We start from the raw sequence: 24,613 nt of genomic DNA on the forward strand, positions 1-24,613 counted from the left end.
GTTTGCAGCCTGGACTAACATCCGCAACGCCAGCGGCTTCGACAAAAGTCCGCGATGACGATTAAGCGGGCGCAAAAAAACCCGCCACGATTTCCCGTGGCGGGTTCTGCCTGAACTGCGCAAGCCAGGCGCTATCAAGCGCCGGCGTCTGCTTCGTTATGCGCTGCTTATTTGGCCTGTTCGGCCGAGTTCGTGATGGCGTTGCCACCCTTCGAAATATCCTGCCCGGCCCCCGCCATTGTGTTGCAACCGGCGAGCGCAGCTGTCCCTGCAATGAGAAGCAAAGCGATCAGTCGATTCATGAAAGTTCTCCTTGTCGAGAATGCATTGGTTGACGTGCCCATCTTTACGGCACGCGCCAGCTGAGCTAGCTGTCGTCCGACCGGGGCTTACGCCAGTCGATCCGGTCTGATTGCATGATAAAAAAAGGGCGGGGGCGGCGCTGTCGGCTGCGCTGCGATTTTCTTGTAGGCGTGCTCCGGTGTTTGCGTCGGCGCACTCCTACACGTCTGCCGCAACGCCGCGCGAGCCCTTGTTATACGGAGGTTCGCGAAGGCGTCGCGGGCGGCAGGTCGACCGATGGCGTCGCGGTGCTCACGCTCGGCATTTCCACGTGGATGTCGGTGCCGTTCGGCACGCCGCGCCGGATATCGAAGCGTCCGCCATGCGCGGCGACACGCTGGCGCATGCCCAGCAGGCCGTGGGTGTGCGTGCGGTTCAGATCGGCCGGCATGATGCCGACGCCGTTATCGGCGATATGCAGCGCCACCTGGCCGTCGCCGACCTGCAAGGCGATCGATACCTTCGAGGCGCGCGCGTACTTGGCCGCGTTGGTCAGCGACTCCTGCGCGACGCGAAACAACGCGATCTCGGTTTGCTCGTCGAGCTTGATGTCGTCGGCGGGCAGGTGCAGGTCGAGCGTCCAGTTGTTGCGCTGCGCGGCTTCGTCGGCGAGCGTGCGCAAGGCGGTGACGAGCCCGAAGTTGGCCAGCACCGTAGGCCGCATATCTTCGATGATGCGGCGCTTCAGCGCGATGCCCTGGTCGAGATTGGCAAGCGCCCGTTTGAGTTTGTCGGCGATGTCCGGCTCGCTGTCCTTCAGCTTGCGGTTGGCCCATGCCACATCCATTTTGCTCGCCGTCAGAATCGCGCCGAGTTCGTCGTGCAATTCGCGCGCGAGCTGGGTCTTCTCGTTTTCGCTGACCGCCTGCAAGTGCCAGCCGAGCGCCTCGAGCTGCCGGGTGCGTTCGTTGACGAGCTGGTCGAGACTTTCCTGTTGCGTGATCAATTGACGCTGCACGCGTGCCTGACGATCGATCTGAATGCCGAGATTGCGAAACAGCAGAATGAACAGCACGATGTTCAGCGCCGAGAGACCCGCCGCGCACAGCGTGGAGATGCGCTGATCGCCGCGGCTCGCGGCGAGCGCGTGTTGCGCGCGGCGTTCTTCGTTATCGCGCAGCAGCGAGAGCGTGCTGTCCACCAGCGACGCGTCGGCAGGACTGGCCTCGCTCGCGCCGCCGCAAGCGGCCAGATCGAGCGGATGCGGCGCCGCGCGTTGCAGCGCGGACGCGCCCGCGCCGATGCGCGCGTCGATCAGCGCAAGAATCTGAGTGAAACTGGCGAGCTCGGCGCTGTCCGCTTTGCCGCCGCGATAAAAGCGGTTCAACTGCTGTTCGCTCTGGCGGATGCGCGCCGCGGTTGCGCAGAACTCGTGTGCGGCGGCGTCCTGCTTCGTCAGAAGAAAGTCGCTTTGCTGGGCGCTCAGGCGCGATAGCTGGCTCGCCAGGGTGCTCAGTTGCACGGTGACGTCGCGCGCTTCGAGCGCGGTTTCGTATTCGGCGGCAATGCGCTGGCGCGCGGTCTCGAGTATCACGAGGCCGCCCACGGTAATGACGATCGCCACCGTCATGGCGATCGCCCAGCTGCGGCTGCGCATCCAGTCGCTCAGCCTGGCGGCGGCTCCCGGCGCGGCGCGATCTGCATCACCCGTGTCCGGCACGTTCTGCACATTTGGCACATTCGGCTCCTCTGATGGGGCATCAGTGTAACGTCCGCTGCATCCGGCCACGGGGATGCCATCGCGCTGGCGTTGCGTCGCCGCACGCCGGCCTGGCGAGGCGATCGTGCGCGCCGTAACGCTGCCGTAATCCAATGTAAGCGGATTCTCACACGAAAACCGGCGTGCGTCGGAATGCGCCGCGCGTGGCTGATCGATAGGATGAACCTAATCGTTCAATCAATGTTTCGGGAGGAAGCCATCATGCTGAAATGGGCGTTGTTCTTCGCCGTCATCGCGGTGATCGCCGGCCTTCTCGGCTTTACCGGTGTCGCGGCGGGCGCGGCGGCGATCGCCAAGTTCCTGTTCGTCGTGTTCGTGATTCTGTGCGTGGTGTTCCTCGTGCTGGGCTTCGTGGTGACGAAAAAGATCGTCGATTAGCGCTGCTCGATGAGGAAGTCGCGAGCCGCTTTTCAAGGTGCGAGAACGGTTCGTCGATCAGTGTTGTGCGCCCATGCCACGCAGATACAACAAGAAGGAGAGTCGTCATGCTTCACTATGCCATCGTCTTTTTCGTGATTGCGATCATCGCCGCCGTGTTCGGCTTTACCGGCATTGCAGCGGGCGCGGCCGAAATTGCCAAGATCCTGTTCTACATTTTCCTCGTCGTATTCGTGGTCACGCTGCTGCTTGGCGTCTTCCGAACATAGACGGGCGGTCGTTCGCGGCCATCGTTCCTTGTGCCGGCGCATCAGGCGCGATTCGTGCGTGATGCGCAGTTCCCCCTAATACCGGATAAAGGAGAAATTCAATGTCGAAGTCATCAACCGTTCAGGGTGCGCCGACTCAATCCAGCGATCCGTTCGTGATGGATCTGAAGAAGATTCGCGAAGACGCGCGCAAGCACATGTCAGATGGTCCGGTCACGCAATCCTACGGCGCGGATCGCGAGACGGTGCTGAAGCTGTGTAACGATGCACTGGCCACGGAAATCGTCTGCGTGCTGCGTTATAAGCGGCATCATTTCATGGCCAAGGGCATCAACTCGGAAGCCGTGGCCGCGGAGTTCGCCGAGCATGCCGCCGAGGAACAGCAACACGCCGACAGCATCGCCGAACGGATCGTGCAATTGGGCGGCGAGCCGGATTTCGCGCCGGACGGTCTGAAGACGCGCTCGCATTCGGAATACAAGGAAGGCGCGAACCTCACGGACATGATCAAGGAGAACCTGATCGCCGAGCGCATTGCGATCGATACGTATCGCGAGATCATTCGTTATCTGGGCGATAAGGACGTGACGACGCGTCGTATGTTCGAAGAAATTCTCGCTGTCGAAGAAGAGCATGCCGACGACATGGCGGATCTGCTCGAAGGCCGCGAGTAATCAACAGCTCGCAAGCGTGTGCGGCGGCGCGAAAACCGTACAACGCAAAAGCAAACAGCGCACTAAAGAAACGTAGCACGACGGCGAGCGGCAGCGCTGTACATCGCGGCCCGCTCAGCCGGTCCACGCAGCGTGGCGGACGGCGCGAAGGGCGCGGGTGGGCCGCAAGGTTTCCCGCCCCGGCATGCGCCGCCCGGTTTTCCCAATCCGGCAGAAACGATGCCGGAGATCATTACAATGTCTGCTTTGGAGCGATTCCATTGTTCCATTGCACGGACACCCAAACCGATGATTCGAGTGCTGATAGCTGACGACCATGCGATCGTCCGAGGTGGCTTCAAACAGTTCGTCGCCGACGAGCCGGATATGTGCGTCGCGGCCGAAGCGGCCACCGGCGACCAGACCATCAGCCTCGTGCGCGAACAGGCCTTCGACGTGGTGCTGCTCGACATCGCGATGCCGGACAAGAACGGCATCGACACCTTGCGCGTGATCAAGCAGGTACGCCCTGAACAGGGCGTGCTGATTCTGTCGGGCTACCCGGAGAGCCAGTACGCAATCAATCTGCTGCGCGCGGGCGCGAACGGTTATCTGAACAAGGACTGCGAGCCGGAGGAAATCGTGCGGGCGATTCGCGCTGTGGCGCGCGGGCATCGTTACCTGTCCGAGGCGGTCGCCGACACGCTCGCCGACAACCTCGACAAACCGGCGGCAGGGCGTCCGCACGAAGCGCTCTCCGAACGCGAGTTCCAGATTTTCTGCAAGCTCGCGGCGGGGCAGATTCCCACTGACATCGCGGAGGAATTGCATCTGTCCGTGAAGACCGTGAGCACTTACCGGGCTCGCGTGCTGGAGAAAATGCGGTTGGCGAACAATGCCGATCTGACTTATTACGCGATCAAGAACGGCTTGATCGAATAATGGACGATCTAGATATTCCGATGAACAGCGAATCGAACCCTGTTGCCGACCCAGCCCGTCACGCGCCGTTGCGTGTGCTGCTGATCGAGGATTCGCCGCTGATCCGCAGAAGCCTCGTGGAAACGATCGACGCGTCCGGCCTGCTCAAGGTCGCCGCATACGCGGATTCCGCGGATCAGGCCATTGCGCTCCTGAGCGACGAGTCCTTCGACGCGGTGATCGTCGACCTGCAGTTGAAGCAGGGCTCGGGCGTGCCGGTGCTCGCCTATTTGCAGCGTGAAGGATTGATCGACAGGGTGTTCGCCGCGGTGCTGACCAATCACGCGTTGCCCGCGTACCGGAAGCGCTGCGAGCAATATGGCGTGCGGCACTTTTACGACAAGTCGTTCGAATTCGATCGCGTGATCGACGCGTTGCACGAATATGCGTACGCGCGAAGCAGCAAGTAAGCGCTCCGCGCCGTGCAAATAACGCGGCCTAACGCTCCGCGCGAGCGGGAAGCGCCAGATGATTCCACGCCGCCAGCCCCGCGAACACGATCCCGGCCACGCTCACACCAAGCCATCCGAACGCCGGCCACACCACCGCGCCGACACCGGAGCCGAGTGCTCCGCCGATGAAATACGCCACCATGTACACCGTATTCACGCGGCTTCGCGCGTCCGGCTTGAGCGCGTAGATGCGCGACTGATTGGAAATCTGCGCGGCCTGCACGCCGATATCGAGGATGATCACGCCGACCACGAGTCCCGCGATGCTTTTCGCCGATACGCCGAACACGACGAACGAAACCGCCACCAGCACGATCGACAGGGTGATGATCGCGCGCGGTCCGCGTCGATCGGAAAACTTGCCGGCGAGCGGCGCGGCCATCGCCCCCGCTGCGCCGACGATACCGAATAGCCCGGCCGCCTGCGGCCCGAGATGAAACGGCGCGCCGGCCAGCAACAAGGCCAGCACCGACCAGAAGATACTGAATGCCGCGAACAGGCCCGCGCCGGTGAGCGATGCTTCGCGCAGCTCGCGATGCTCGACGATCAGATGCCACATCGACACCAGCAGCTTGCCGTAGGTTAGCGTCGACGTCGGCTGGCTTTTCGGCAGCCGCGCCATGATGACGGCCGCCAGCACCAGCAGCGCGACCACGGACGCGCCGAAGACCGCGCGCCAGCCGAAATATTCGGCGATCAGGCCTGACGCTGTTCGCGCCAGCAGAATCCCCAGCAACAAACCGCTCATTACCGTGCCGACCGCGTGGCCGCGTTCGGACGGCGGCGCGATTTCCGCCGCGAACGGCACCGCTTGCTGCGCGATGGTGGCGAGCACGCCGATCGCCAGGCTCGCTACGATCAGCACGGTCAGCGTCGGCGCGGCAGCCGCCACGACCAGCGCGACGCAGATGGCGGCGATCTGCAACAGGATCAGACGACGCCGGTCAAATCGGTCGCCGAGCGGCGCAAGCAGGAGCATGCCGGCCGCGTAGCCGAGTTGCGTGACGGCCGGCACCGCGCCGACCCACGACGCGCTGTGCGGAAACGATTGGCGGAAGTCGTCGAGCAGCGGCTGGTTGTAATAGATGTTCGCAACCGAGACACCGGCGATGGTGGCGAGCAGAAACAGTAGGCCGCGCAACGACCGGTCGGCGGAAGCGGGAGTGGACGCTTTGGAAGTGGACATGAGAGGGTGCATTCGACGGACCGGCCCATGCGCGGTCCTCAAGCGTGCCGATCATACCGGAGCACGGCGGATCGTGCTGACGGCTACGAGGCGGGGCAGCACACATTGGCACGTTCGCACAATGGCCTCACAACGCCTTGCCAACAAAATGAGATGGCTGTTCGGCGTTCGTTCGTAGAATCGGCGCGCCTTATCCGACCGACGATTATCAGAACGACCCCATGACACCGATTACGAAACACGAACCTCGACGCATAGGCGGCTCGCTGCTCATCGCGCTGATTTGCCTTGCGGCGTGGGCGCTCTATACCGCGATCGCGATGCGCGATCCGCTGAAACTCATGCTCGAATGGGAAGTGCTGGCCGTGTTCGCGCGGTCCGAAACGCACGGCTGGTATCGCACCGTGATCGTGATGGTGGGCTGCGACGTGCTCACGGGCGTGTTCATCGTCGTGGGCATGGGTTGGCTGGCGCTGCTTGCATGGCGCAAGTCACCGCGTTTTACCGTGCACGTTCAGGCCTGGCTGCTGGCGATTGTCGCCATACGCACAGGCGCGTATCTGCTCGGCGATTACATGACGCACGCGATCGGCATCGACATCGACATTCCATTCGACGGCTTCATTCAGGCTGTCGTGGCGGCCGCGCTCGGGATTCCGTATTTCAGGCTCTCCTCCCGGCGCGTTCGCGAGACTTTCTTCGACGCCTGACCCGCAGGCGTCAATCGATCAGATCGCCTTCGGGCTCGTAAAACGGATACGGGCCATCAGCTTTCTCGACATAAGCGTGATGCGTGACGATGCCGGTCGCCGGATCGTAGTGATGCAGCGCATACGCGGGCGGTTCCATCATGAATGCGGACGGCGCATCCTCGCGCAGATCGAGCGCGACTTGATGCGCGGGCGCCGGCACCGCGGAAGCGATCGTGCCGCCAAAGCGCACGAACATGGGCCGGTGCACATGCCCGCAGATCACCCGCTCCACATTCGGATAACGCGCGATCAACGCGGCGAGTTTGCCGGCGGCGGCGGGATCGAGCCGCAGTTCATCCATATGCCCGATGCCGCACACGAACGGCGGATGATGCAACGCGACCACCGTCGGTTTGCCCTGCGTCGCATCGAGTTGCGTGGCGAGCCACGCGAGCCGCGCATCGCACAGATCGCCGGCGCTTTGTCCCGGCACCATGGAGTCGAGCGCGATGATCCGCAACGGCCCGACATCGACGGCGTATTGCACGAACTCGCCACCGCTTTGCAATTCCTTGCGATCGGGAAACGCGGCGCGCAACGCTGCACGTTCGTCGTGATTGCCGACCAGCATGAAGTAGGGAATCTCGAGCGGCGCGAGCAGTGTCTTCAGGTGTTCGTACTGTTCCGGATCGCCTTGATCGACGAGGTCGCCGGTCATGATCACCGCGTCGGGACGCGGTTCGAGCGCATTGAGGGCGGCGACGCAGCGTGCGAGATAGGCGCCGGTGTCGACGCGGCGATAAGCGAGCGCGCCGGGCCGTTTGATATGCAGGTCGCTAATTTGAGCCAGCAGCATGGGGATGTCCCTGTTATAGCGCGATGTTGAACCAGCGCGACTTCATTAAGATAGCGCAATCAGCGCGTCCTGCGCGATGGAAATGCCGACCGGCGTGCCGCGCGCCAATTCCACGCGGCCGGCTACATCGATCAGCAACGCGTCCGGCGCGGCGCCGCCGACCGTCAGACGCGTGCGCTCGCCGAGAAACGCGGTGCTTTCGACATGTCCACGCAATTGCGCGTGAGCCGGATCGGCCAGATAAGCGTCTTCCGGGCGGAAGAAAATTTCGTGCACCGAGTTCGCGTGCGCGTAGCCCGAGGGCAGCGGCACGGCGCCGCCCGTGGTACTCAACATGCCGTCGCGCCGCTCGCCCGCAAGCCGGTTGATCGTGCCGACGAACTGCGCGACCGTGCGATTGGCGGGCCGGTAGTAGATCTCGCGCGGCGAGCCGATCTGCTCGATGCGCCCCGCGCTCATCACCACGATGCGGTCGCCGAGTTCCATCGCTTCGGCCTGATCGTGCGTGACGTAGACGGTCGTGATGCCCAGTTCGCGCAGCAGCGTGTTCATCTCGCTGCGCAAGGTGTCGCGCAGACGGGCGTCGAGGGCGGTCAACGGTTCGTCGAGCAACAGCACGCGCGGCTGCACGGCGAGGGCGCGAGCGAGCGCCACCCGTTGACGCTGGCCGCCGGAAAGCTGGTCGATCGGTTTGTCGGCGTGCGCGGTGAGACGCATCATGCCGAGCAATTCGTCGACGCGTTGCCGCGCCGTCTCCGCGGGCAAGCGTTTGATCTTCAACCCGTAGCCGATGTTGCCGCGCACCGTCAGATTCGGAAACAGCGCGTAGCTTTGGAACACCATGCCGACCTGGCGCTTTTCGATCGGCAGCGCGGTGACGTCGTCGTCGCCGAACGCGATGCGGCCGCCGGCATCCGGCGTTTCCAGACCCGCGATCATGCGCAGCGTCGTAGTCTTGCCGCAGCCGGACGGCCCGAGCAACACCAGCGTTTCGCCGGCATCGATATGCAGGTCGAGCGGTTCGAGCACACGTGTGCCGCGAAACGTTTTCGCGCATTGCGTCAGCGTGATGGGAACGGAGGCGAGTTTCATGGCTGGATGGCCTTTGAAGAAGAGCGCGCGACGCGTTTTTTCGCCGCGCTGCGCTGGCCGGTCGCATCGACGCCAAGCCATTGCATGGCGACGAGCAGAGGCATCGTCATGATGAAAAACAGAATCGTGTAGGCGCTGCCGATCTCGATGCGCAACGACGCGTAAGTGTCCGCGAGACCCACCGGCAGCGTCTTGGTATCGGGCGTGTGCAGCATCCACGTGAGGTTGAATTCGCCGATCGAAAGCGTCAGCACCGCCAGCGCACCGGCCACGATGCCGGGGCGCGCGTTGGGCAGCACGATCGTCACGAAGCGCTGAAAGAAGCTCGCGCCGAGACTCGCCGCGCCTTCCTCGAGCGTGCGCAGATCGCTGCTCGCGCAGACCGCCGCGACCGCGCGCACCATGAAGGGCAGCGTGAACACTACATGCCCGACGACGATGAACGCCACGCTCATGCGGAACATCGTGAAGCCGCCGTACACCACCAGCAGCGCGAGCGCGGACGCGAGACCGGGCAGCGCGATCGGCAGTACCAGAAACTCTTCGATGATTCGCGAGAGCCGCGTCTTGCTGCGTGCGAGCACATAACCTGCGGGCACACCGGTCAGGAGCGTGATGAGCAAGGTCGCCGCCGCCACTTCGAGCGAGAGAAACACCGAGCTGTGATACTGCGTCCACACTTCGCCCAGCCAGCGCAGCGTGAGTCCGCTCGACACGCCCTTGAAGTAGTTGACCGTCAGGCCCGCCATGATCGACATGACGACCGGCACGATCAGAAACGCGCACAGCAGCAGCGTGACGAGCCATTGGCCGGTTGCGAGCCACGTTCTTGCGTCTGGCCAGCGAAGCCGGGAGCGAGGCTTCGTTGACGCTTGTAGAGAGGTTGTGATGGAGTTCATTGAAGTCCTGTCCTCCGCTTTGGAAGCCGCAGGTTTTGAAACGCCGTTCATGCGCTTGCCGCCACGGCCGAGCCGCTTACGCTGCGCGCCAACGCCAGCACGGCCCACGTCACGATGCCGAGCACGATCGAGAGGCCCGCGGCCGTCACCATGTTCGCGTTGAGGGTGAACTCGGTGTAGATGGTCATCGGCAGCACGTCGATGTCGGTGGCGAGCGTGAACGCCGTGCCGAACGCGCCCATCGCGGTGGCGAAGCACACCGCGCCCGCCGCGATCAGCCCAGGCGAAAGCGCGGGCAATACGATGTCGCGCGTGATGCGCCACGGCGACGCGCCGAGCGAACGTGCGGCTTCTTCGAGCGATGCATCGAGCTTGGTCGCCGAGGCCATTACGGTGACGATCACGCGCGGAATCGAGAAGTACAGGTAGCCGAGAAAGAGCCCGCTCATCGAATAGGCGAACACCCAGCGGTCGCCCGTGAGTTTCAGCGAGAGCGCGCCGATCAGCCCCTGGCGTCCCGCCAGCATGATGACCATGAAGCCGACCACCACGCCGGGAAACGCCAGCGGAAACGTGAGCAACGCGAGCAGCGTGCGTTTCAAAGGAAACTCGCGCCGCGCCAGCAGCAGACCCGCGATCACCGAAAGCACCAGCGTCGCCGCCGTGACCGCCGCCGACAGCAGCACGGTCGCGCCGAGGCTCGACATGTAGCGCGGATTCGTCAGCATCGCGCGATAGGTGGCGAACGCGTGGCCGTCGCCGCTCAACTGCGCGAGCGCGCCCATCGGCAGCAGCCAGAAAGCGATGAACACCGCCAGCGCCGGCGCGATCAACGCGATGCGCCAGCGCAGCGGGAACGTGATGTCGTTCAATGCATCACCTGCAAGTAGCGCTCGCCGAAGCTCGACTGCTTCTCGGCCATCTTGCCGAAGTCCACCGGTTTGGCGCGCGCATAGTCGCTGGCCGGCAGGAATTTGGCGGCGGTTTCCGGGCTCATTGCATTCGCGCGCACCGGACGCAGGTAGGCTTCCGCCCACAGCTTCTGGCCTTCGTCGGAGAGCACGAAGTCGAGTACCTTCTTGCCGTTCGCTTCATGCGGCGCGCCCTTCACGAGGCTCATCACGTACGGCACGGAAATCGTGCCTTCCTTCGGAATCACGAATTCGACGTTCGCGTGATCCTTGTATTTCGCGCGATAGGCGTCGAAATCGTAGTCGAGCAAGATGGGAATTTCACCGGACATCACGCGCGCATAGGCGGTCTGCTTCGGCACGATCGGCGCGTTGGCCTTCAGCTTGCGAAACCAGTCGAGGCCCGGCTCGAAGTTATCGAGCGTGCCGCCGAGCGCCTGGTTCACCGCGACCGCGCCCGCATAGCCGACGAACGCGCTCGACGGATCCAGGTAGCCGATCATGCCTTTGTACTCAGGCTTGAGCAGGTCGGCCCACGAGCGCGGCACCGGCTTGCCTTCGAGTGCGTCCTTGTTGACGAAAAAGCCCAGCGTGCCCGAGTGAATCGAGAACCAGTAGCCTTGCGGGTCTTTCAGGTTGGCGGGAATGTCGTCCCAATGCGCGGGCTTGTACGGCTGGATCACGCCCTTGTCCTTCGCCTGGAAAGCGGACGAGACGCCGAGATAGACGACGTCGGCGACCGGGCTTTTCTGCTCGGCCATCAGTTGTGCGATCGACTGGCCGGAGTTCTTGTTGTCGAACGGCACGCGAATGCCGGTCTTTTGCTGGATCGCCTTGATCTGGCTCGCCCAGTCGGCCCATTCGGGCGGGCAGTTGTAGCAGATCGCAGATTCATCGGCGTGCGCGGCTTGCGGTGCGATCGCGGCGAGCACGGCGGCGACCATCATGCCGGCCGACAGCGCGGCAGCCGTGGAGCGCGCGAGGCGATGCCAGAGCGGCCGGAGCGGTTTGATGGGCGAAGCGAAATGTTTGGAAGAGCGGATCACTGCGGGTCTCCAGGAGAAGAAGCGAGCGGGTGGTTCGGGTTTTGGGGTGGGTGACTCAAAGTCGTCTTGCGGGGCAGCGGGGTAAACGTTTTCATGTCGGCATGTGTCGGTGCATGTCGCGCTTATTTGGTCGACGCGCGCTTGCGCGGCGCTTCAGGCGAATGGTCGCTCGGCGGGCATTGACGTACGCGTAGGCGTTGCGTCGTCGCGGCTCGAAATCGCCGCGATGGTGGCGCCTTGGCGCAAGCTATGCGGCAAGGTCAGCGTGAGCGAGGTTTCGCTCAACGCTTCGTACGTGCCCGTGACACGTGCCAGCAAACGCTGCCAGGCCGCGCAGCCGATCGCGCGATTCGGTGCGCAGATGCTGGCAAGCGCGGGCGACAGCAGTTCTCCCATTGCAAGGCCGTCGAAGCCGAGAATCGACATGTCGTGGGGAATCTGCAGACGCGCGCGGCGCAGGCCGCGCATGACCACCATCGCCAGCAGATCGTTACTGCAGAAGAGGGCGCTCGGGCGGTTCGGGCCGCTCGTCAGATGAGCGAGCACCGAGGGCGACAGTTCTTCGGCGTTGAAATCGACTTCGAGCGCCGGTGCAGGCGTTAGGCCGGCCTGCTGCATCGCCTGCGAATAGCCGAGATGCCGCTGACGGGCGCGATCGGAAGCGGCCAGCGTGCCCGCGAGCATCAGGATGCGGCGATGGCCGTGCGCGATCAGCATGCGCACGCCGTCGTAGGCGGCCAGACGATTGTCGACCGACACCGACGGGCGACGCACCGTGTCGTTATGCATCAGCACATAGAGCAGTCCCGCGCGGTCGAGTTCGTCGAGCAGCGGGTGCGTGTCGGCATCCGCGACAGTCAGGATCAGGCCTTCGACGCGGTGTTCGCGCAGCGTTTCGATGGCGTGGCGTTCGCGGTCGGCGTCGTACTGCGTGGTCATCAGCATGAGCCGGTAGCCTTGCGCCGAGGCGAGTTCGTCGATGCCTTGCAGGCACTCGGCGAACACGGGATTGGCGAGCGTCGGCAGGATCACGCCGATCAGGCGCGTGCGTTCGCCGCGCAATTGCCGGCCGAGCGGGCTGGGGCGGAAGTTCAGGGCGTCGATGGACTGACGCACCTTGTCGAGCGTGACCGGGTTGACGGTATGCGGCGCGTTGATCGCGCGCGACACGGTGGCGATGGAGAAGCCGGCGTGGGCAGCGACATCTTTGATCGTCGGGATCATGGTTTCCGCTCGGGTGTAAACGTTTTCGTGAGCGGATTATCGGGAAGGTTTGTGACTTGGGGATGACGTGGGTATTGGCGGATACGACTTGGGGAACTGGAGGCGGGCGGAGCGTCGGCGGGGCGGTTTGGTGCGCCCGGCGGGCAATGGTAGAATTCGCGTCCACACGCGTTTCGACCCCCGCCGGGGTGATGAAATTGGTAAACATAGCGGACTTAAAATCCGCCGCCTCACGGCTTGTCGGTTCGAGTCCGATCCCCGGCACCAAGCCACTTCCCAACGTTTCCCAGGATCTACCAAAAAACCCGCTGCGTCAAGGGTTTGCGGTAAGTCGTCTCCCATACTTCGCCAAGCTTTCCCATTGACACCCAGTAATTTTGGGGGCATCTTTGTGGGCACATTTTCCTGACTGGGTGTCTCAGATGCCCCCAAACGTTCATGCCCCTTACCGATTTAGCCGTGCGATCTGCAAAGCCGCGAGACAAGTCCTACAAGCTCGCCGATGGCCACGGTATGTATCTCGAAGTGATGCCGAACGGCTCCAAATACTGGCGCCTGAAATACCGGGTCGACGGCAAGGAAAGACGGGCCGCACTGGGTGTCTACCCGGCAGTATCGTTGCTTGCAGCGCGCAAGGCCCGGGAGGAAATAAAGGACGCGCTGCGCTCTGGTCTCGATCCGTCGACGGAGAAGAAGCGGGCAGTCGAGCAACGGCAGCGGGCAGCCATCAAGGAGCGTACTGTCGCTGATGCGTTCGAGGAATACGGTCGGAAGGTATCGGCAAAAAAGGAGGGCTCGAAGTGGGAGCAGAACCGACTGAAGATGTTCGTACGCGATCTCCCGGAATTTGCCGGGCGGCGGTTGGTGGACGCCGATACGCCGATGTGGGCTGACTGGCGCGACATTCGTCTCAAAGGATTTACCCGCCCGGACGGAACAGTAGCGCGTCCCGTCAAAAACAGCACGGTGCTGCGCGAGATGAACCTTTACCGGAACGTCTTCACGATTGCGCGCAGGGAGTGGAAGTGGATCGATGTGAATCCGTTCACGGATGTAGCGTCACCGCCCAACGGTACTCCGCGGGAGCGGCGCCCAGACCCGTGGAAGGAGATACGGCCGATCGTCCGCTGGCTAGGCTACCGGACAGGGCAGGAGCCAGTAACGAAGAGTCAGGAGGTCGCGCTCGCCTATCTGGTGGCGCTGCGCAGTGGCATGCGGGCGAAGGAACTGCTTGGCCTCGGCAAGGGGACGCTGAACATGCGCACCGGCGTCGCCGAGGTGCGGCACAAGATGCAATACCTGACGAAGCGGCCGAGGCAGATCCCATTACCGCGGCCGGCGCTGCGCCTGTTGCGGGCCGTCGAGCATCGGGAGATGTGCTTTTCGGTGTCGGCCGACTCGTTGTCCACCCTGTTCCGGAAGGCCAAGATCGCGCTCGGAATTGCAAACCTGACGTTTCATGACAGCCGCGGGGAAGCGCTTACACGCCTCTCGAAGAAGGTCGACGTGCTCACGCTGTCACGTATCAGCGGGATCAAGAACCTGAAGATACTGATGGAGCACTACTACCGCGAGACGTCAGAGCAGATTGCGGCGCGTCTCTGACGGGAATGGGCGGAACGGTCTGTTGCCAGAATCCGTCCTCGAGGAAATGCGGTGCGATTCCTGCCTTCGAACCTCGATCTCCGAAAGCTAGCTCAATAACAGAGCGTGTACATCTGAAGCACGCCGTTGTAAATCAGAGTGCAGCGAGACAGTACATCTCGCCCGAGTAATCCCGCAATTCCCTGCGTAATCAGACTGGCTTCCGTAACGGGCAGCGCCGCAATGGTGAACGGCGGTCCGTTGGGTGATCCGATCGCAAGTTCGACGTCATATTGGTTACAGACTACCGGAGCGCCGTTTGTCGATGGGGTATGGACCTGAATACTGCCTGTCGGTTGCAACTGCAGCGGTGCCAACAGCGTTGGATCGACGTTCGTATTGCTAGCTCCCGTGTCAATCAGGAACACGCCATTCGTCGTCGGCGGCGCTGGCTGGCCGGCGGCTTGGAGCGCCAACTGGCGCGGCACACTCACTGCAATAACGACATGAACGAGGGGGCCGAGAGGCCCGATTTGTAAATTTATACTTGGCACGGGACTAGGTATCGACGCGTAAAGTTTGCAACCGGCTCGATTCGAGAGATCTGCTTCACAAGAAACGGCTCAAGCTTGAAGGTTTGATAGCCGATCTTTAAGGCATCTTCATAAGAATCGAATTTTTCTACTACCGCGTCGCCTTTTATTAGAACAAATTTGCCTTCATCGCCAAGGAGATTTGCAAGTTCGCGATGATATGTCGCAAGTTCCTTGTCTAGAGCAGCCATGATGTAACTCCTGAGTGTGCTGTCACCGGCGCGGCCGGCCAACAGTATGATGCTAGCATCGCTATCTACTGAATTAACGTACGAAAAGAGACGAACTTTAGCCTCAAATTGCAGCGCTTGCACCCGATTCTAAGGCGAAGCATGTTACAGATAAGGTACCAAGGACCAAGAGGTCTGTGCGCATGTATACCCTAAGTGGATGATATAAAACAAAAAATAGTTTTCAATTGTCGTATGCCGATTGGATGCGTTGCCCTTCTCATGTCGACGTAAATTCAACCGCACGCCGATGCGTCCGCGATGGAGCTAGTCAGCGCACCAGGCGGTCCGCGCACACCGCATGAATGCCGCAAACCACTGGCGACTCATAGTCGAGCATCCAGCCGTCAACAAAGAGCGGCAGCAACGATTGCTCCCGCGTGAGCCCGAACGTCTCCATCACCTGCGGCGCCAGATCAGCCGCTATCTGCCCGAGTCTCGCGCGCTCATGCCAATCGAAACGCGCGCCGTTCGCGTTGCACCAGATGCGTCCTGATTCAACTAGGTGGTCGGTGCGCAACCATTCGCCAGTGCGCGCCTTCGCGACGAGCTGCGCCACGACGAGGTAGCAGAGTAGGTCGGCGCGGGCGTCGTCGGGATTATGGGAGGTCAACGTTTGGCAATCCGCTCAAGCATGTCGTAATACTCATCAATAACCCCGCGATCGGCGCACCTTAACTCCTCGTGTCATCCGACGTGGACATGTCAACTCTGGCCTTGGGCTTGATCATTACGCGCGACTTGATTTCCACGCCGCACAGAAGCCTCAGTTGATCAGTCATCATCGACCTGCTGAAACCACCGTTGCTCCCAGACCGTGAGCTTGTCCTTTTTTAAATAACGCCGCGGATTGCCGCACATCCAGCAACTGCATGGCGTGGGTGTATCGACGACCTTGCCGAGTTCCTCAGAATTGAGGCGACGCCCCCACCAATAGTAGCCACGATTTTTCTTGATTCGCGCCCGGTCCGCCCGGCGCCGCGCTGTACCTGCCATTTCGCACCTCAGTTTCGATAGCTGAATGTGCGAAAGCCCGCTCGCGGCGGGCTGGGAAGGTGAAATGCGTTCGCTTTTGAGATACATCGCCCAGATCTCTCCGGGCCGCTGCCGCACTAATTGATGCGACAGACTCAAGCCGGCTTTCGCCGGTGACATAGTTCATCTTTAATGCCGGATTTTACCTCAACCGGCGAGGCTAGCCCACGTCGCCATGGGATCCTTCGTGTCCCTGTTTTCCGCACGATCCTGTCCGGAAGACGTGACTCGGATATAGCCGTTCTGGCGGATCTCGACGAGACCAATATCCTCAAGCAGGTGGGCGTGGTATCGGACCTCGCCCTCGGTGGATTTCCCATCAAATCGTGCGACCAACGATCTGAGGTCCATCGTCCAACTGTCATCCAGCACAAGCGTCTTCAAGATTTCTTCTGCCAAGTCTTTATCGCGCCGCATACATCTGCCTATTTTTGTTTTGGGGGCTAAAGTTTATCCCAAGCGGCGCGCCATATCTCCGTGCTCGTCTGCATACACCGCGTTCGGCTCGACAAAATACCGATTCCCAATTCGTATGGGTGCCGGCACGATCCATCCTCCGCGGCGCCAGTTGTAAAGCGTGTTCCTGTGCGGTGCGTAGTCGCCGAAGACAATCTTCGCCCATGCCTCAAGAGGAATCAGTTTCGGAGTCTCAACTGTTAGCGTTTTTCTGGCTCGCATACTAAAACTCGTCAGTAAGGTAACCGTAGAAGGAGGCTACCATGCCCGGTCGCGAAGAGATTGATCGAGAAGCCTTGTATGACGAAGTCTGGCGTATGCCAATGATCGAAGTAGGGAAGAAGTATGGGGTAACACGTCCGACAATCAAATGGGCTTGCCAGGAGCTCGGGATACCGTTACCGCCACAGGCGTACTGGTCGCATTTGAAAAGGGGGCTGGTAGTGCCGAATGCTCCTCCGTTATCGTCACGATCTCCGCGGGGCGCTATCAGTCGGCACGAGCTTTTGCAGCACGAGCCGAAAAAGAGAGCGCGGAGGGCGTCTGTCGAGAAGAAGAAACGCGAGGATCGCCGTCGCATCTATGATGAGTACATCGATTACGATGAGTTCGTCTGCGAGGCCGAGAGTTGGAGCCACGCCGAATCCATGCGGCGCTATCTTGCGGAACTTGATCGACGCCTCGCAGCGGGCGGCAAGGCTATTGAAGGATATGCCGAGTGGCGAGCTAGGGCCGAACGGTGGGTGTTCGACCTGTGTCCTGCCAGCTTACGCGTGGAGATGCCTGAACTTCCTCCGCGCCAACCATCTTTTGCGAAAGCCAACCAGGTGACGAGCGCCGAGTATGTCACCGTCTCACTTGCTTCGACGATGACGGGTCTCACTCCCAAAGCAATTCGGCGAAAAATCGAAGAGGGCAAATGGGTTGAGGGCAAGGAGTTCTTCCGCACACCGGATGGCGGAGTACTGATCTCGATACAAGGGTTTGTGAGATGGGTCGAAGGCATCGCGTAGAGTCAGCGAGTTTGCAAAATTCCTCTTGACGTTTTCGTGACGCAGCCCTAATCTTTAAACGTCACTGAAACAGCAGTGACCGGGTTTGGCGACCTGAGACGAAGGCGGACATAAAACCGCCGCCATTTGGCGGTATTTTTTCGTCCGTAGTATCATCGCGTGCACCCATTTTATGGGTGGGCTGCGGTGGGGAGACCTTCGGGTCTGCCGGTTCCTTCGTTCCGGTTCGCCAACCCCGCCGTATGCCTACCCACCATTCCGTTTGGCGACGGTGGGGGTAGGCTCCTAAACGAAGGAGTCCATATGTCCACCAAAGCATCCGCTCGTCCTGAGCAAAACGCGCCGGCGTCAGTCGGTGAATCTCCCAACACAAGTGATGACAGGCGTTCGTACGGCGAGGTCACACCGGCCCGGATGCTAAGTTTCCTTTCTGAACGCGTTCAAGACCTTGACGCCGACGAACTCAGGTTCCTCTGTTCAGCGACCGAGTGCGCGAGTCACATGGCTCACGGGCTTGGCGACGCCGTTTCGAATATCGGTTGCCTGATCAACGCGGACTTCACACCCGGCCGGATGCGCGCCGGCAATTTCGAGAACCCGGGTGCAGTGAGCGGCCTGCTGTTCGTCATCGCCGACCAGATCCGGGTGATCGGCGAGCTCGCCCAGATCGGTGCGGACGCAGCTTTCAAGCTGAGTGAACAGGGAGAGCGCCATGTCTGAGCTTCCGCACCTTTCGGCCGATCGCTGGATGCCTGCCGCTGATGCTCCGGAATTCACCCGCATCCGCACTTCCGCCATGGCGGACCTGAGCCGTGCGTCGCGCGGTATCAAATCGATTGCGCGCATCCTGCACAATTCAATCGGCGACGGCACCGATGAAATGGTCAGCGCCAGCATCGATGAGCTCGACAAGCAGAATCTCGCGGGTGCAATCGAGTGCCTGGCTGACTTTATCTACGAAAACATCGAGAGCGAGACCTTCAACGAGGCCGAAATTGAAAGGATGAAACGGGAGGCCTGCCATGAGTAAGTCCGTCAACCTCGCATCCTTGCCGAAGGACCAGGCGCTTGCGTTGGCTCGCGCTGGTGGCCGCACGATCCTCGGCGATATCGATGCCGTCGCGGCAGTCTATCCAGAGTTGCTAAAAAGCTGGACCGCCCGGAACATTCCCAATGCTATCTGCCAGTCCGATGAAGAGTTTGACGGCTTGCTCCAGGAAATCGAGAACGAGTTTAACGGCGGCGTCGATGAGGCAGTGGCTGCAGCGCATTCAGCCGAAAAGTCCAGGGCGATCATCGAGCGGATAGACAAGCTCCTGACCGACCAAACCGCGATTGCTTTCAAACTTCAAGGACTGGTGGCGTTCATGGTCGCGGCGCTCCCGGATGACGGGCGAGGTGAGCTGCCGGTGAAGTGCACGCTGATGCACCTTCAGGTCGACATGATGGATCTCGCCGAGAGGCTGATGGATATCGTGAGCGAGGCCGAGAACGGCGCGAACTAATCTTCTCAGTGCGAGGGAATTTTAGCTCGCCAAATCCGGTGAGCTAAAAATGTTCACCCCCGTTGGGGGATGATCTACATGACAGATAGTCATGCTGTCCAGAAGCCGCGCGGGCCAAAACCGACGATATGTAGGATATTCTGAGTCGTTTATTCTGACTCTGTTATCGACAGGGCCAATGATTGTGGCTCTGTCGATCTTTTACAGGAGCATGAAGGTGGACCATATTCATCGCGCATTTGTAATCCGACGCGGATCGTCGAATACCGCTGATCGCGATACGGAACTCAAGGCGGCAGTATTCGGCAGTCGGCTCGTGATGTATCACGATGAATGGAACAACAAGCGCACGATGGAAGCTCGAGCGTACGGTGTCACACCCGGCGACGGGCGCGTCATCATCGGATTCCAGATCGATGCAGACCGGGGCGTCGAGCCCGAACAGTTGTGGAAGTCGATCGACGATCTGGACCGGGTCTGGGTCCTTGATGATGTGTTCCCGCATCTCAAGCGGATCGTGCCCGCCCAGCATACGGCTCAGGTTCGAAAGTTTGAGGCGTTGTCCGTCGACACTGAAATTGATGCGTCAACACCGTCTGCGGACGGTTATTGAAGATTACAACCGCGCCTAGGTTCGCTACCGAAAGCAGGGCTCCCTTACCCTGTTGGCGCGGTTCCTTATAAGGGTGCGTGAGGGCGCAAATGGTAAGTAACGTAAAGTTCCAACGGGCAGATCTGCCACGTTCGTTTGATATATCCAAGTACGATACCTGCGCACAGTTCGGCGTTTCGGAGTGGTACAACAACCTTATGAGGCGTGCGCTCACTAGATCGATGTTTGAGAACCATCGCGAACACTACTGGACGGAGCTTAACCATACCGTCGACTTCTGGCTTGAAAATCCGATTGCCCCAGTCCGAAAAATTGAAGAAGGTGATGGCTACATAAAAAATGTTTTTCGTTCGCAGGTTAGAGATCAGACAGCGTTCGAGTTGTCTTGTGGCGACTGGGCTTTGAACGTATATGGCGAAGTTGGCAGCGTTTATCGCGAAGCAGTCGCGGTGATGCGCGAAGAAGTGTACGGGGACTTTAAAGGCGATGACGCTGCCAAGAGCGCCTACGAGGTATTGGATGTGCCGGCTTGGAAGATGCTGACGGATCTTGGTGTAAATCTGTCCGGCGAAGTTGCCGTGAACGTCGATCTATATGCTTCGGAGGATAAACTTGTGGATGACTTCCGAGCTTGGCTTAAGGTGACGCGATCGGCTCTCGGTGTCCATGATATCGTGAGGCGACTTGACAAGTCTGACTTTGGACGATGGGCGCAGAATCGGATTCTGGCGTATCTGGACCTCACTTTGTGGGCTAAGGTCAAAGGGCATATGATCACCAATCAGGTGATGGGTGTCGCTTTGTTCCCTGACGAGTACAACGTCAATCTAGCGGAACGAATCCGTAAGACGGTGGCTCCTGAGGCCTCTATAGCGATTAGTACGCCATATCTGGAGGCCATGGCTTCTCAAGCGATGACTAATCCGGAATAGAAATCTATGTTTTTCAGTACCGGATAGAATCTCACATGAATATTATTCCGGTACTAAAAGCAGCTAAATTGCGTCCCTTTAATCTGGTCATTTAGACCCATAACATCCATCCATACCAACATTCACCACGGAGTGAACAGTATGGATGGCAAAAACCCGGACGACAATAGCCGTCCGAAATCTCTCCCTCTCAACGGCTTCTCTCGCTGGCACCAACTGAAGCCGTTTCTCCCTTTGGGCCGCGAGAGCTGGCGCAAGCTCAGTCTCGAAGGGCGAGCGCCCAAACGTATCCAGCTTGGCACTCGCTGCACCGTCTGGAAAAACGAAGAAATTCACCGCTGGCTCGCCGATCCGCTCGGCTATCGGGTGGAGTAACGCATGCGTACTCTGCTCAAGCAAGCCATCATGGCTGCGTACAATTGCGGGTTTCTGCCGTTCTCGGCAGTGGCGCCGTTGATCTATTTTCTGGGTCTGGAGGCTGCCTGATGAGCCTCGAACTGCATCCGCTGTGCACGCTTTTTCCTCGTCTCGAAGGCGTCGAGTTTGAGGCTCTGAAGGCCGATATCGAAGCCAATGGCCAGTTGCAGCCGATCGTTCTGCACGACGGGAAGATTCTCGACGGCGGCAACCGGTATCGTGCCTGTGTCGAATTGGGCATCGAGCCGCTGATCGCAGATATGGATCTCGGTGACTGCGATCTGCTGTCGTATGTGCTTTCGGTCAATCTGCTGCGCCGGCATCTCACGCAGGGTCAGCACGCCGCTATCGTTGCTGCCGCGACGAACTGGCTTGAGGCTGCTCAGCAAGGTGACAACCAGTACACGGGCCTCTCTACGCCGAATCGGCCCGTCGACGAAACTGGTCCGGTAACGTTACCGGACCTCCCGAAGGCCGAATCCAGCGACGTTCCTTTGCGGACTGTTGCAGAGCGCGCTGCTATGTCTGGTGTCAGCGAAAAGACTCAGCGTATGGCCGACAAGGTGGCAAAGGCCGACCCGGAACTCGCAAAGGAAGTCGCGCACGGCAACATCAGTCTCCCGAAGGCACTGAAGCAGGTCGAAAGAAAGGATTCGGATTCTGGCGACCAAAGCGCTTCTTTCCGTGATGTAACCGTTGAGGAATCCTCATCGCAATCCGGACCTGCCCCGATGGACGATCCGGAGTTCGAAATCTATCTGAACGGGTTGCTCGCGCAGATCGACAGCCTGCAACGCGCCAACGATGCTCTTTCTGCATCGGATCAGGGCGCGGAGATGATGAAACAAACGCAGCTGCTGCTGAACGCCGAAAACTCTTTGAAAATTGAACGCGAGCGCGGCTCAGTGCGCGAGAAGCAGTTGAACTGGTTCGGTCGTCAGTACGTGGAGATGCGGAAGATCCTCGGCGTGAAGACCGATCGCGATGTTCTTTCAGCCGTTCGCAAACTGACGGAGAAAACGGCATGAGGGAGGCAACGCCTGAAGAACTCGCTGCGTTTGAACATTTCGGCTTGCGTCAGTACCAGATCGAAGCTGTTCTACGCGTTAGCGATGCATATCGCAATGGTGCCCGCAACGTCCTCCTGTGCGCTCCGACAGCCGCCGGCAAGACACGCATATCCGCATGCGTTGCCTACCTTGCTTCCAATAACGGCAAGCATTCCCACTTCGTGGTCGATCGGGAGAACCTCGTCGACCAGACCTCGCGAACGTTCGACCAGTTCGGCGTCGCGCATGGCATCGTCAAGCAGAATCACTGGCGCTATCGGCCCTATGAGCGCGCGCAAATCCTGTCCGTCCAGACAGTGATGCGCCGTGGCTGGCCTGACGATCCCAAACCGAAGTTCATCATCGTCGATGAGTGCCACACGGTTCATGCTCCGACGAAAGACCGCCTTGCTGCGGGTGATGCGCGCGGACTTGGTCTCACGGCCACGCCTTTCACCAAGGGTCTCGGGCAGATTTACGACACCCTGATCAACGTCGAAACCACGAATCGCCTGATTGAGCAGGGTGCGCTCGTTCCGTTCCGGATCTTCTCGCCGTCGAAGCCGAACATGGATGGTGTTAAGGTCAACGCGGGCGAGTGGGAGCAGAAAGAGGCTACCAAGCGAGCACTGGAAGTAGTGGGCGATTGCGTTGCGGAATATCTGAAGCATGGCAACAACCAGAAATTCATCTGCAGCGCGATAACCGTTGATCACGCCCGCGAGATTCACCGGCAGTTCACTGCTGCCGGTATCCAGTGCGTCGTCTACACCAGTAGGGAAACGGACGCCGAATGCGACGAGATCGTCTCGGAGTTCAGCAAGCCGGACTCATTTATCCGCGGGCTGATAACCGTCTCGAAAGCAACGAAAGGTTTTGACGTCCCCGACGTCGGCTGCGTGATCATGTGCCGTCCGCTGCGCAAATCGCTTGCTGATCATATCCAGTTGCTTGGGCGAGGCCTGAGGACCAGCCTAGGCACCGGCAAGACCGAGTGCATCGTGCTCGACCATTCAGGAAATTGCGAACGGTTTTGGGACGAGATGAACGAGTTCTTCGAAACGGGAGCGCTCGAACTTGACGACGGCAAGAAAAAGCCAAAGTCTGAAAAGAAGAAGCCGAAGGCCGAAGACGTGATGGTCAAGTGCCCGCACTGCGCGCACCTTCATAAAGCACGCCCTGCCTGTCCGAACTGCGGTCATGAGTATCCGAAACGCACAACTGTGGAGCATGTCGCCGGCACGCTCGAGGAAATGCTGGCCAGCGGTAACCAGCGCAAGCTCACGACCGAAATATGGCCGATGGTGTGCCATTACGCACGTCTGAAATCCACGGACGTACAGCTCGCAAACAAGAAAGCGTACGCCATGTACAAGGAACTCACTGGCGCGTGGCCAAAGGCTGACTTCTTCGAGACCATTCCCGTTTTGCCCACTCCAGAGGTCGCCAGGAAGTTTGTCAACATGGACAAACGGTATTGGATTCGCCGGCATGCTGCCGCAAGGAAGGCCGCATGAACTTTGAGCAGGCAATGATTGCTCACGGCCTGATGCCCCGCCAGATTGTCGCCGACGGCAAGTGGTATCGCTGCCGGACTGTCGACAAGCCCCGGAAGATGAACGGCGCTTACTTGTTGTGGCTGAATGGGCAGAGAGGATTTTACAAGAACTTTGCCACTGACGACGACTATTGCGAATGGCGATCCGACAAACCTGTGGCGATTGCCGATCAACGTGCGATGGATGAGCGTATCAAACGTCTCCGGCAGCAGGAGGCGGCGGCGCGCTCACGGTCCATCAACCGGATGCGCGAGCACTGGGAGAAGCTTCCAATTCTCACTGAATGGCACGCCTATATCGAACGCAAAGGATTGTCTTTGCGAGGCTGCCAAGGTGTCCGCCTGGAGGGTGATGACCTCGTCATCCCGATGTATCGCGGCGGCGCGCTTGTCAGCCTGCAGAACATCACGATGGACGGCCAGAAACTGTACCGGAAAGGGTGTTCTACCCGTGGCGCGTCTTTCGTCATGGCCCGCACGGGAAGCACGGTTACCTGCTTTGTAGAGGGCTTTGCCACCGGACTTGCTGTCTTTCAGACCGTCACCAACGCATCTGTCGTTGTGTGTTTCGACGCGCAGAACCTGATCGCCGTGGCCAAGGACACCAAGGTTCGTGGGATGGCTGTCGTGTGTGCAGATAACGACTGGCAAACGCAGCGCGACAGAGGCATCAACAAGGGCGTGGAAAACGGCAGGAAGGCCGCCGAGACGATCGGATGTGGTTTGGCTTATCCCGAGGGTATCAAGGGCACTGACTGGGCCGATGCGCTGCTCGAATGGGGCGATCGCGGGGCCGCAAAGGTCCGCATGCAGATCATGAAGGGAGCCCGACTGGTCATCTGATGCGGCAAGGCACCGCGCTGGGCGGACACGGTTTAACACCAGCGGCGCGGGAAGACTCGGTACTGGGGGATAGGTCTGAAATAC

The 24,613-nt window shown here is 60.3% G+C and carries 32 protein-coding genes and 1 tRNA gene; 18 read left to right on the forward strand and 15 right to left on the reverse strand.

The window, feature by feature from the left end:
- Nucleotides 1-167 precede the first annotated feature (167 nt).
- Together ACFSNN_RS20530 and ACFSNN_RS20535 are read right to left on the reverse strand one after the other, a co-directional pair.
- On the reverse strand, nt 168-302 hold the full coding sequence (locus ACFSNN_RS20530) for an entericidin A/B family lipoprotein (RefSeq protein ID WP_012433647.1): 135 nt from the start codon (nt 300-302) through the stop codon (nt 168-170).
- Nucleotides 303-535: 233 nt separating this feature from the next.
- Nucleotides 536-2,020 (reverse strand): sensor histidine kinase, encoded by a 1,485-nt coding sequence (locus tag ACFSNN_RS20535; protein WP_134455513.1) that lies wholly within the window; start codon nt 2,018-2,020, stop codon nt 536-538.
- A 243-nt stretch (nt 2,021-2,263) separates the two neighbouring features.
- On the opposite strand from ACFSNN_RS20535, the gene ACFSNN_RS20540 reads away from it, so the two are divergent.
- The 5 genes from ACFSNN_RS20540 to ACFSNN_RS20560 all read left to right on the forward strand — a co-directional run bounded on the left by ACFSNN_RS20540 (nt 2,264) and on the right by ACFSNN_RS20560 (nt 4,753).
- Complete coding sequence (locus ACFSNN_RS20540; RefSeq protein ID WP_012433645.1) at nt 2,264-2,440, forward strand: DUF1328 domain-containing protein; 177 nt, start codon at nt 2,264-2,266, stop codon at nt 2,438-2,440.
- A 107-nt stretch (nt 2,441-2,547) separates the two neighbouring features.
- A complete protein-coding gene (locus ACFSNN_RS20545; RefSeq protein ID WP_006052455.1) occupies nt 2,548-2,709 on the forward strand; it encodes a DUF1328 domain-containing protein in 162 nt (53 codons plus the stop codon).
- Nucleotides 2,710-2,810: 101 nt separating this feature from the next.
- Complete coding sequence (locus tag ACFSNN_RS20550; protein WP_134455514.1) at nt 2,811-3,383, forward strand: ferritin-like domain-containing protein; 573 nt, start codon at nt 2,811-2,813, stop codon at nt 3,381-3,383.
- A gap of 288 nt (nt 3,384-3,671) precedes the next feature.
- On the forward strand, nt 3,672-4,304 hold the full coding sequence (locus ACFSNN_RS20555; protein WP_012433643.1) for a response regulator: 633 nt from the start codon (nt 3,672-3,674) through the stop codon (nt 4,302-4,304).
- Nucleotides 4,304-4,753 carry a response regulator gene (locus tag ACFSNN_RS20560; RefSeq protein ID WP_244322709.1) on the forward strand — a complete coding sequence of 150 codons (450 nt, stop codon included), beginning with the start codon at nt 4,304-4,306 and terminating at the stop codon, nt 4,751-4,753. The genes ACFSNN_RS20555 and ACFSNN_RS20560 overlap by 1 nt, the downstream gene beginning before the upstream one ends.
- A 28-nt stretch (nt 4,754-4,781) precedes the next feature.
- Here the strand turns inward: ACFSNN_RS20560 and ACFSNN_RS20565 are convergent, their stop codons facing one another.
- Nucleotides 4,782-5,981, reverse strand: a complete 1,200-nt coding sequence (locus ACFSNN_RS20565; protein ID WP_134455515.1) for an MFS transporter — start codon at nt 5,979-5,981, stop codon at nt 4,782-4,784.
- A 221-nt stretch (nt 5,982-6,202) separates the two neighbouring features.
- Here ACFSNN_RS20565 and ACFSNN_RS20570 point away from each other — a divergent pair, with 221 nt between their 5' ends.
- The gene (locus ACFSNN_RS20570) at nt 6,203-6,691 is read left to right on the forward strand and encodes a DUF2569 domain-containing protein (RefSeq protein ID WP_134455516.1); all 489 of its coding nucleotides are present in this window, start codon (nt 6,203-6,205) and stop codon (nt 6,689-6,691) included.
- A gap of 10 nt (nt 6,692-6,701) precedes the next feature.
- Here the strand turns inward: ACFSNN_RS20570 and ACFSNN_RS20575 are convergent, their stop codons facing one another.
- The 6 genes from ACFSNN_RS20575 to ACFSNN_RS20600 all read right to left on the reverse strand — a co-directional run bounded on the left by ACFSNN_RS20575 (nt 6,702) and on the right by ACFSNN_RS20600 (nt 12,701).
- Nucleotides 6,702-7,529, reverse strand: a complete 828-nt coding sequence (locus ACFSNN_RS20575; RefSeq protein ID WP_134455517.1) for a phosphodiesterase — start codon at nt 7,527-7,529, stop codon at nt 6,702-6,704.
- Between the two features lie 45 nt (nt 7,530-7,574).
- Nucleotides 7,575-8,621: an ABC transporter ATP-binding protein gene (locus ACFSNN_RS20580; protein WP_134455518.1), complete on the reverse strand. Its 1,047-nt coding sequence runs from the start codon at nt 8,619-8,621 to the stop codon at nt 7,575-7,577.
- Complete coding sequence (locus ACFSNN_RS20585) at nt 8,618-9,520, reverse strand: ABC transporter permease (RefSeq protein ID WP_134455519.1); 903 nt, start codon at nt 9,518-9,520, stop codon at nt 8,618-8,620. The genes ACFSNN_RS20580 and ACFSNN_RS20585 overlap by 4 nt, the downstream gene beginning before the upstream one ends.
- Before the next feature lie 47 nt (nt 9,521-9,567).
- Nucleotides 9,568-10,392, reverse strand: coding sequence for an ABC transporter permease (locus tag ACFSNN_RS20590; RefSeq protein ID WP_012433636.1), 825 nt, complete (start codon nt 10,390-10,392; stop codon nt 9,568-9,570).
- Nucleotides 10,389-11,378: an ABC transporter substrate-binding protein gene (locus ACFSNN_RS20595; protein ID WP_377689172.1), complete on the reverse strand. Its 990-nt coding sequence runs from the start codon at nt 11,376-11,378 to the stop codon at nt 10,389-10,391. Before ACFSNN_RS20595 ends, ACFSNN_RS20590 begins: the two co-directional genes overlap by 4 nt.
- A 252-nt stretch (nt 11,379-11,630) precedes the next feature.
- Entirely contained in the window at nt 11,631-12,701 is a 1,071-nt protein-coding gene (locus ACFSNN_RS20600; RefSeq protein WP_134455521.1) for a LacI family DNA-binding transcriptional regulator, read from the reverse strand.
- A 182-nt stretch (nt 12,702-12,883) separates the two neighbouring features.
- Here ACFSNN_RS20600 and ACFSNN_RS20605 point away from each other — a divergent pair.
- Nucleotides 12,884-12,968, forward strand: a tRNA-Leu gene (locus ACFSNN_RS20605).
- Between the two features lie 171 nt (nt 12,969-13,139).
- Nucleotides 13,140-14,306, forward strand: coding sequence for an integrase family protein (locus ACFSNN_RS20610; RefSeq protein WP_208949452.1), 1,167 nt, complete (start codon nt 13,140-13,142; stop codon nt 14,304-14,306).
- A gap of 92 nt (nt 14,307-14,398) precedes the next feature.
- Here the strand turns inward: ACFSNN_RS20610 and ACFSNN_RS20615 are convergent, their stop codons facing one another.
- The 6 genes from ACFSNN_RS20615 to ACFSNN_RS20640 all read right to left on the reverse strand — a co-directional run bounded on the left by ACFSNN_RS20615 (nt 14,399) and on the right by ACFSNN_RS20640 (nt 16,821).
- On the reverse strand, nt 14,399-14,773 hold the full coding sequence (locus tag ACFSNN_RS20615; RefSeq protein ID WP_377779190.1) for an aspartyl protease family protein: 375 nt from the start codon (nt 14,771-14,773) through the stop codon (nt 14,399-14,401).
- Nucleotides 14,774-14,826: 53 nt separating this feature from the next.
- Nucleotides 14,827-15,069 carry a hypothetical protein gene (locus ACFSNN_RS20620; RefSeq protein WP_134455523.1) on the reverse strand — a complete coding sequence of 81 codons (243 nt, stop codon included), beginning with the start codon at nt 15,067-15,069 and terminating at the stop codon, nt 14,827-14,829.
- Between the two features lie 310 nt (nt 15,070-15,379).
- The gene (locus tag ACFSNN_RS20625) at nt 15,380-15,721 is read right to left on the reverse strand and encodes a hypothetical protein (RefSeq protein ID WP_134455524.1); all 342 of its coding nucleotides are present in this window, start codon (nt 15,719-15,721) and stop codon (nt 15,380-15,382) included.
- Between the two features lie 161 nt (nt 15,722-15,882).
- Nucleotides 15,883-16,191 (reverse strand): hypothetical protein, encoded by a 309-nt coding sequence (locus ACFSNN_RS20630; RefSeq protein ID WP_134455525.1) that lies wholly within the window; start codon nt 16,189-16,191, stop codon nt 15,883-15,885.
- Between the two features lie 99 nt (nt 16,192-16,290).
- Nucleotides 16,291-16,560: a hypothetical protein gene (locus ACFSNN_RS20635; protein WP_377688865.1), complete on the reverse strand. Its 270-nt coding sequence runs from the start codon at nt 16,558-16,560 to the stop codon at nt 16,291-16,293.
- 33 nt (nt 16,561-16,593) lie between these two features.
- The gene (locus ACFSNN_RS20640) at nt 16,594-16,821 is read right to left on the reverse strand and encodes an excisionase (protein WP_134455527.1); all 228 of its coding nucleotides are present in this window, start codon (nt 16,819-16,821) and stop codon (nt 16,594-16,596) included.
- Between the two features lie 41 nt (nt 16,822-16,862).
- Between ACFSNN_RS20640 and ACFSNN_RS20645 the strand changes: the two genes are divergently transcribed.
- From ACFSNN_RS20645 to ACFSNN_RS20690, 10 genes are all read left to right on the forward strand, one after another.
- Nucleotides 16,863-17,612: a hypothetical protein gene (locus tag ACFSNN_RS20645; protein WP_341868424.1), complete on the forward strand. Its 750-nt coding sequence runs from the start codon at nt 16,863-16,865 to the stop codon at nt 17,610-17,612.
- A 303-nt stretch (nt 17,613-17,915) separates the two neighbouring features.
- On the forward strand, nt 17,916-18,332 hold the full coding sequence (locus tag ACFSNN_RS20650) for a hypothetical protein (RefSeq protein ID WP_134455528.1): 417 nt from the start codon (nt 17,916-17,918) through the stop codon (nt 18,330-18,332).
- Complete coding sequence (locus tag ACFSNN_RS20655) at nt 18,325-18,642, forward strand: hypothetical protein (protein ID WP_134455529.1); 318 nt, start codon at nt 18,325-18,327, stop codon at nt 18,640-18,642. Before ACFSNN_RS20650 ends, ACFSNN_RS20655 begins: the two co-directional genes overlap by 8 nt.
- Nucleotides 18,635-19,117, forward strand: coding sequence for a hypothetical protein (locus ACFSNN_RS20660; protein ID WP_134455530.1), 483 nt, complete (start codon nt 18,635-18,637; stop codon nt 19,115-19,117). Before ACFSNN_RS20655 ends, ACFSNN_RS20660 begins: the two co-directional genes overlap by 8 nt.
- Nucleotides 19,118-19,334: 217 nt before the next feature.
- On the forward strand, nt 19,335-19,730 hold the full coding sequence (locus ACFSNN_RS20665; protein ID WP_377747363.1) for a hypothetical protein: 396 nt from the start codon (nt 19,335-19,337) through the stop codon (nt 19,728-19,730).
- Between the two features lie 89 nt (nt 19,731-19,819).
- The gene (locus ACFSNN_RS20670; protein ID WP_377688863.1) at nt 19,820-20,662 is read left to right on the forward strand and encodes a DUF6387 family protein; all 843 of its coding nucleotides are present in this window, start codon (nt 19,820-19,822) and stop codon (nt 20,660-20,662) included.
- A gap of 141 nt (nt 20,663-20,803) precedes the next feature.
- Nucleotides 20,804-21,037, forward strand: a complete 234-nt coding sequence (locus ACFSNN_RS20675; RefSeq protein ID WP_134455533.1) for a helix-turn-helix transcriptional regulator — start codon at nt 20,804-20,806, stop codon at nt 21,035-21,037.
- Between the two features lie 110 nt (nt 21,038-21,147).
- Complete coding sequence (locus ACFSNN_RS20680) at nt 21,148-22,107, forward strand: ParB N-terminal domain-containing protein (RefSeq protein ID WP_134455534.1); 960 nt, start codon at nt 21,148-21,150, stop codon at nt 22,105-22,107.
- Nucleotides 22,104-23,645 (forward strand): DEAD/DEAH box helicase family protein, encoded by a 1,542-nt coding sequence (locus ACFSNN_RS20685; RefSeq protein WP_134455535.1) that lies wholly within the window; start codon nt 22,104-22,106, stop codon nt 23,643-23,645. The genes ACFSNN_RS20680 and ACFSNN_RS20685 overlap by 4 nt, the downstream gene beginning before the upstream one ends.
- Nucleotides 23,642-24,529, forward strand: coding sequence for a toprim domain-containing protein (locus ACFSNN_RS20690; protein WP_134455536.1), 888 nt, complete (start codon nt 23,642-23,644; stop codon nt 24,527-24,529). The genes ACFSNN_RS20685 and ACFSNN_RS20690 overlap by 4 nt, the downstream gene beginning before the upstream one ends.
- Nucleotides 24,530-24,613: the final 84 nt, after the last annotated feature.

The organism is Paraburkholderia dipogonis, assembly GCF_042680985.1.
Classification (GTDB): domain Bacteria; phylum Pseudomonadota; class Gammaproteobacteria; order Burkholderiales; family Burkholderiaceae; genus Paraburkholderia; species Paraburkholderia phytofirmans.

Excerpts from the sequence above, each read along its gene's own strand:
- ACFSNN_RS20530 (WP_012433647.1), bottom strand. The coding sequence starts at position 302 with ATGAATCGACTGATCGCTTTGCTTCTCATTGCAGGGACAGCTGCGCTC.
- ACFSNN_RS20540 (WP_012433645.1), top strand. The coding sequence starts at position 2,264 with ATGCTGAAATGGGCGTTGTTCTTCGCCGTCATCGCGGTGATCGCCGGC.
- ACFSNN_RS20545 (WP_006052455.1), top strand. The coding sequence starts at position 2,548 with ATGCTTCACTATGCCATCGTCTTTTTCGTGATTGCGATCATCGCCGCC.
- ACFSNN_RS20550 (WP_134455514.1), top strand. The coding sequence starts at position 2,811 with ATGTCGAAGTCATCAACCGTTCAGGGTGCGCCGACTCAATCCAGCGAT.
- ACFSNN_RS20555 (WP_012433643.1), top strand. The coding sequence starts at position 3,672 with ATGATTCGAGTGCTGATAGCTGACGACCATGCGATCGTCCGAGGTGGC.
- ACFSNN_RS20560 (WP_244322709.1), top strand. The coding sequence starts at position 4,304 with ATGGACGATCTAGATATTCCGATGAACAGCGAATCGAACCCTGTTGCC.
- ACFSNN_RS20565 (WP_134455515.1), bottom strand. The coding sequence starts at position 5,981 with ATGTCCACTTCCAAAGCGTCCACTCCCGCTTCCGCCGACCGGTCGTTG.
- ACFSNN_RS20570 (WP_134455516.1), top strand. The coding sequence starts at position 6,203 with ATGACACCGATTACGAAACACGAACCTCGACGCATAGGCGGCTCGCTG.
- ACFSNN_RS20575 (WP_134455517.1), bottom strand. The coding sequence starts at position 7,529 with ATGCTGCTGGCTCAAATTAGCGACCTGCATATCAAACGGCCCGGCGCG.
- ACFSNN_RS20580 (WP_134455518.1), bottom strand. The coding sequence starts at position 8,621 with ATGAAACTCGCCTCCGTTCCCATCACGCTGACGCAATGCGCGAAAACG.
- ACFSNN_RS20585 (WP_134455519.1), bottom strand. The coding sequence starts at position 9,520 with ATGAACTCCATCACAACCTCTCTACAAGCGTCAACGAAGCCTCGCTCC.
- ACFSNN_RS20595 (WP_377689172.1), bottom strand. The coding sequence starts at position 11,378 with ATGATGGTCGCCGCCGTGCTCGCCGCGATCGCACCGCAAGCCGCGCAC.
- ACFSNN_RS20600 (WP_134455521.1), bottom strand. The coding sequence starts at position 12,701 with ATGATCCCGACGATCAAAGATGTCGCTGCCCACGCCGGCTTCTCCATC.
- ACFSNN_RS20610 (WP_208949452.1), top strand. The coding sequence starts at position 13,140 with ATGCCCCTTACCGATTTAGCCGTGCGATCTGCAAAGCCGCGAGACAAG.
- ACFSNN_RS20620 (WP_134455523.1), bottom strand. The coding sequence starts at position 15,069 with ATGGCTGCTCTAGACAAGGAACTTGCGACATATCATCGCGAACTTGCA.
- ACFSNN_RS20630 (WP_134455525.1), bottom strand. The coding sequence starts at position 16,191 with ATGTATCTCAAAAGCGAACGCATTTCACCTTCCCAGCCCGCCGCGAGC.
- ACFSNN_RS20635 (WP_377688865.1), bottom strand. The coding sequence starts at position 16,560 with ATGCGGCGCGATAAAGACTTGGCAGAAGAAATCTTGAAGACGCTTGTG.
- ACFSNN_RS20640 (WP_134455527.1), bottom strand. The coding sequence starts at position 16,821 with ATGCGAGCCAGAAAAACGCTAACAGTTGAGACTCCGAAACTGATTCCT.
- ACFSNN_RS20645 (WP_341868424.1), top strand. The coding sequence starts at position 16,863 with ATGCCCGGTCGCGAAGAGATTGATCGAGAAGCCTTGTATGACGAAGTC.
- ACFSNN_RS20650 (WP_134455528.1), top strand. The coding sequence starts at position 17,916 with ATGTCCACCAAAGCATCCGCTCGTCCTGAGCAAAACGCGCCGGCGTCA.
- ACFSNN_RS20655 (WP_134455529.1), top strand. The coding sequence starts at position 18,325 with ATGTCTGAGCTTCCGCACCTTTCGGCCGATCGCTGGATGCCTGCCGCT.
- ACFSNN_RS20660 (WP_134455530.1), top strand. The coding sequence starts at position 18,635 with ATGAGTAAGTCCGTCAACCTCGCATCCTTGCCGAAGGACCAGGCGCTT.
- ACFSNN_RS20670 (WP_377688863.1), top strand. The coding sequence starts at position 19,820 with ATGGTAAGTAACGTAAAGTTCCAACGGGCAGATCTGCCACGTTCGTTT.
- ACFSNN_RS20675 (WP_134455533.1), top strand. The coding sequence starts at position 20,804 with ATGGATGGCAAAAACCCGGACGACAATAGCCGTCCGAAATCTCTCCCT.
- ACFSNN_RS20680 (WP_134455534.1), top strand. The coding sequence starts at position 21,148 with ATGAGCCTCGAACTGCATCCGCTGTGCACGCTTTTTCCTCGTCTCGAA.
- ACFSNN_RS20685 (WP_134455535.1), top strand. The coding sequence starts at position 22,104 with ATGAGGGAGGCAACGCCTGAAGAACTCGCTGCGTTTGAACATTTCGGC.
- ACFSNN_RS20690 (WP_134455536.1), top strand. The coding sequence starts at position 23,642 with ATGAACTTTGAGCAGGCAATGATTGCTCACGGCCTGATGCCCCGCCAG.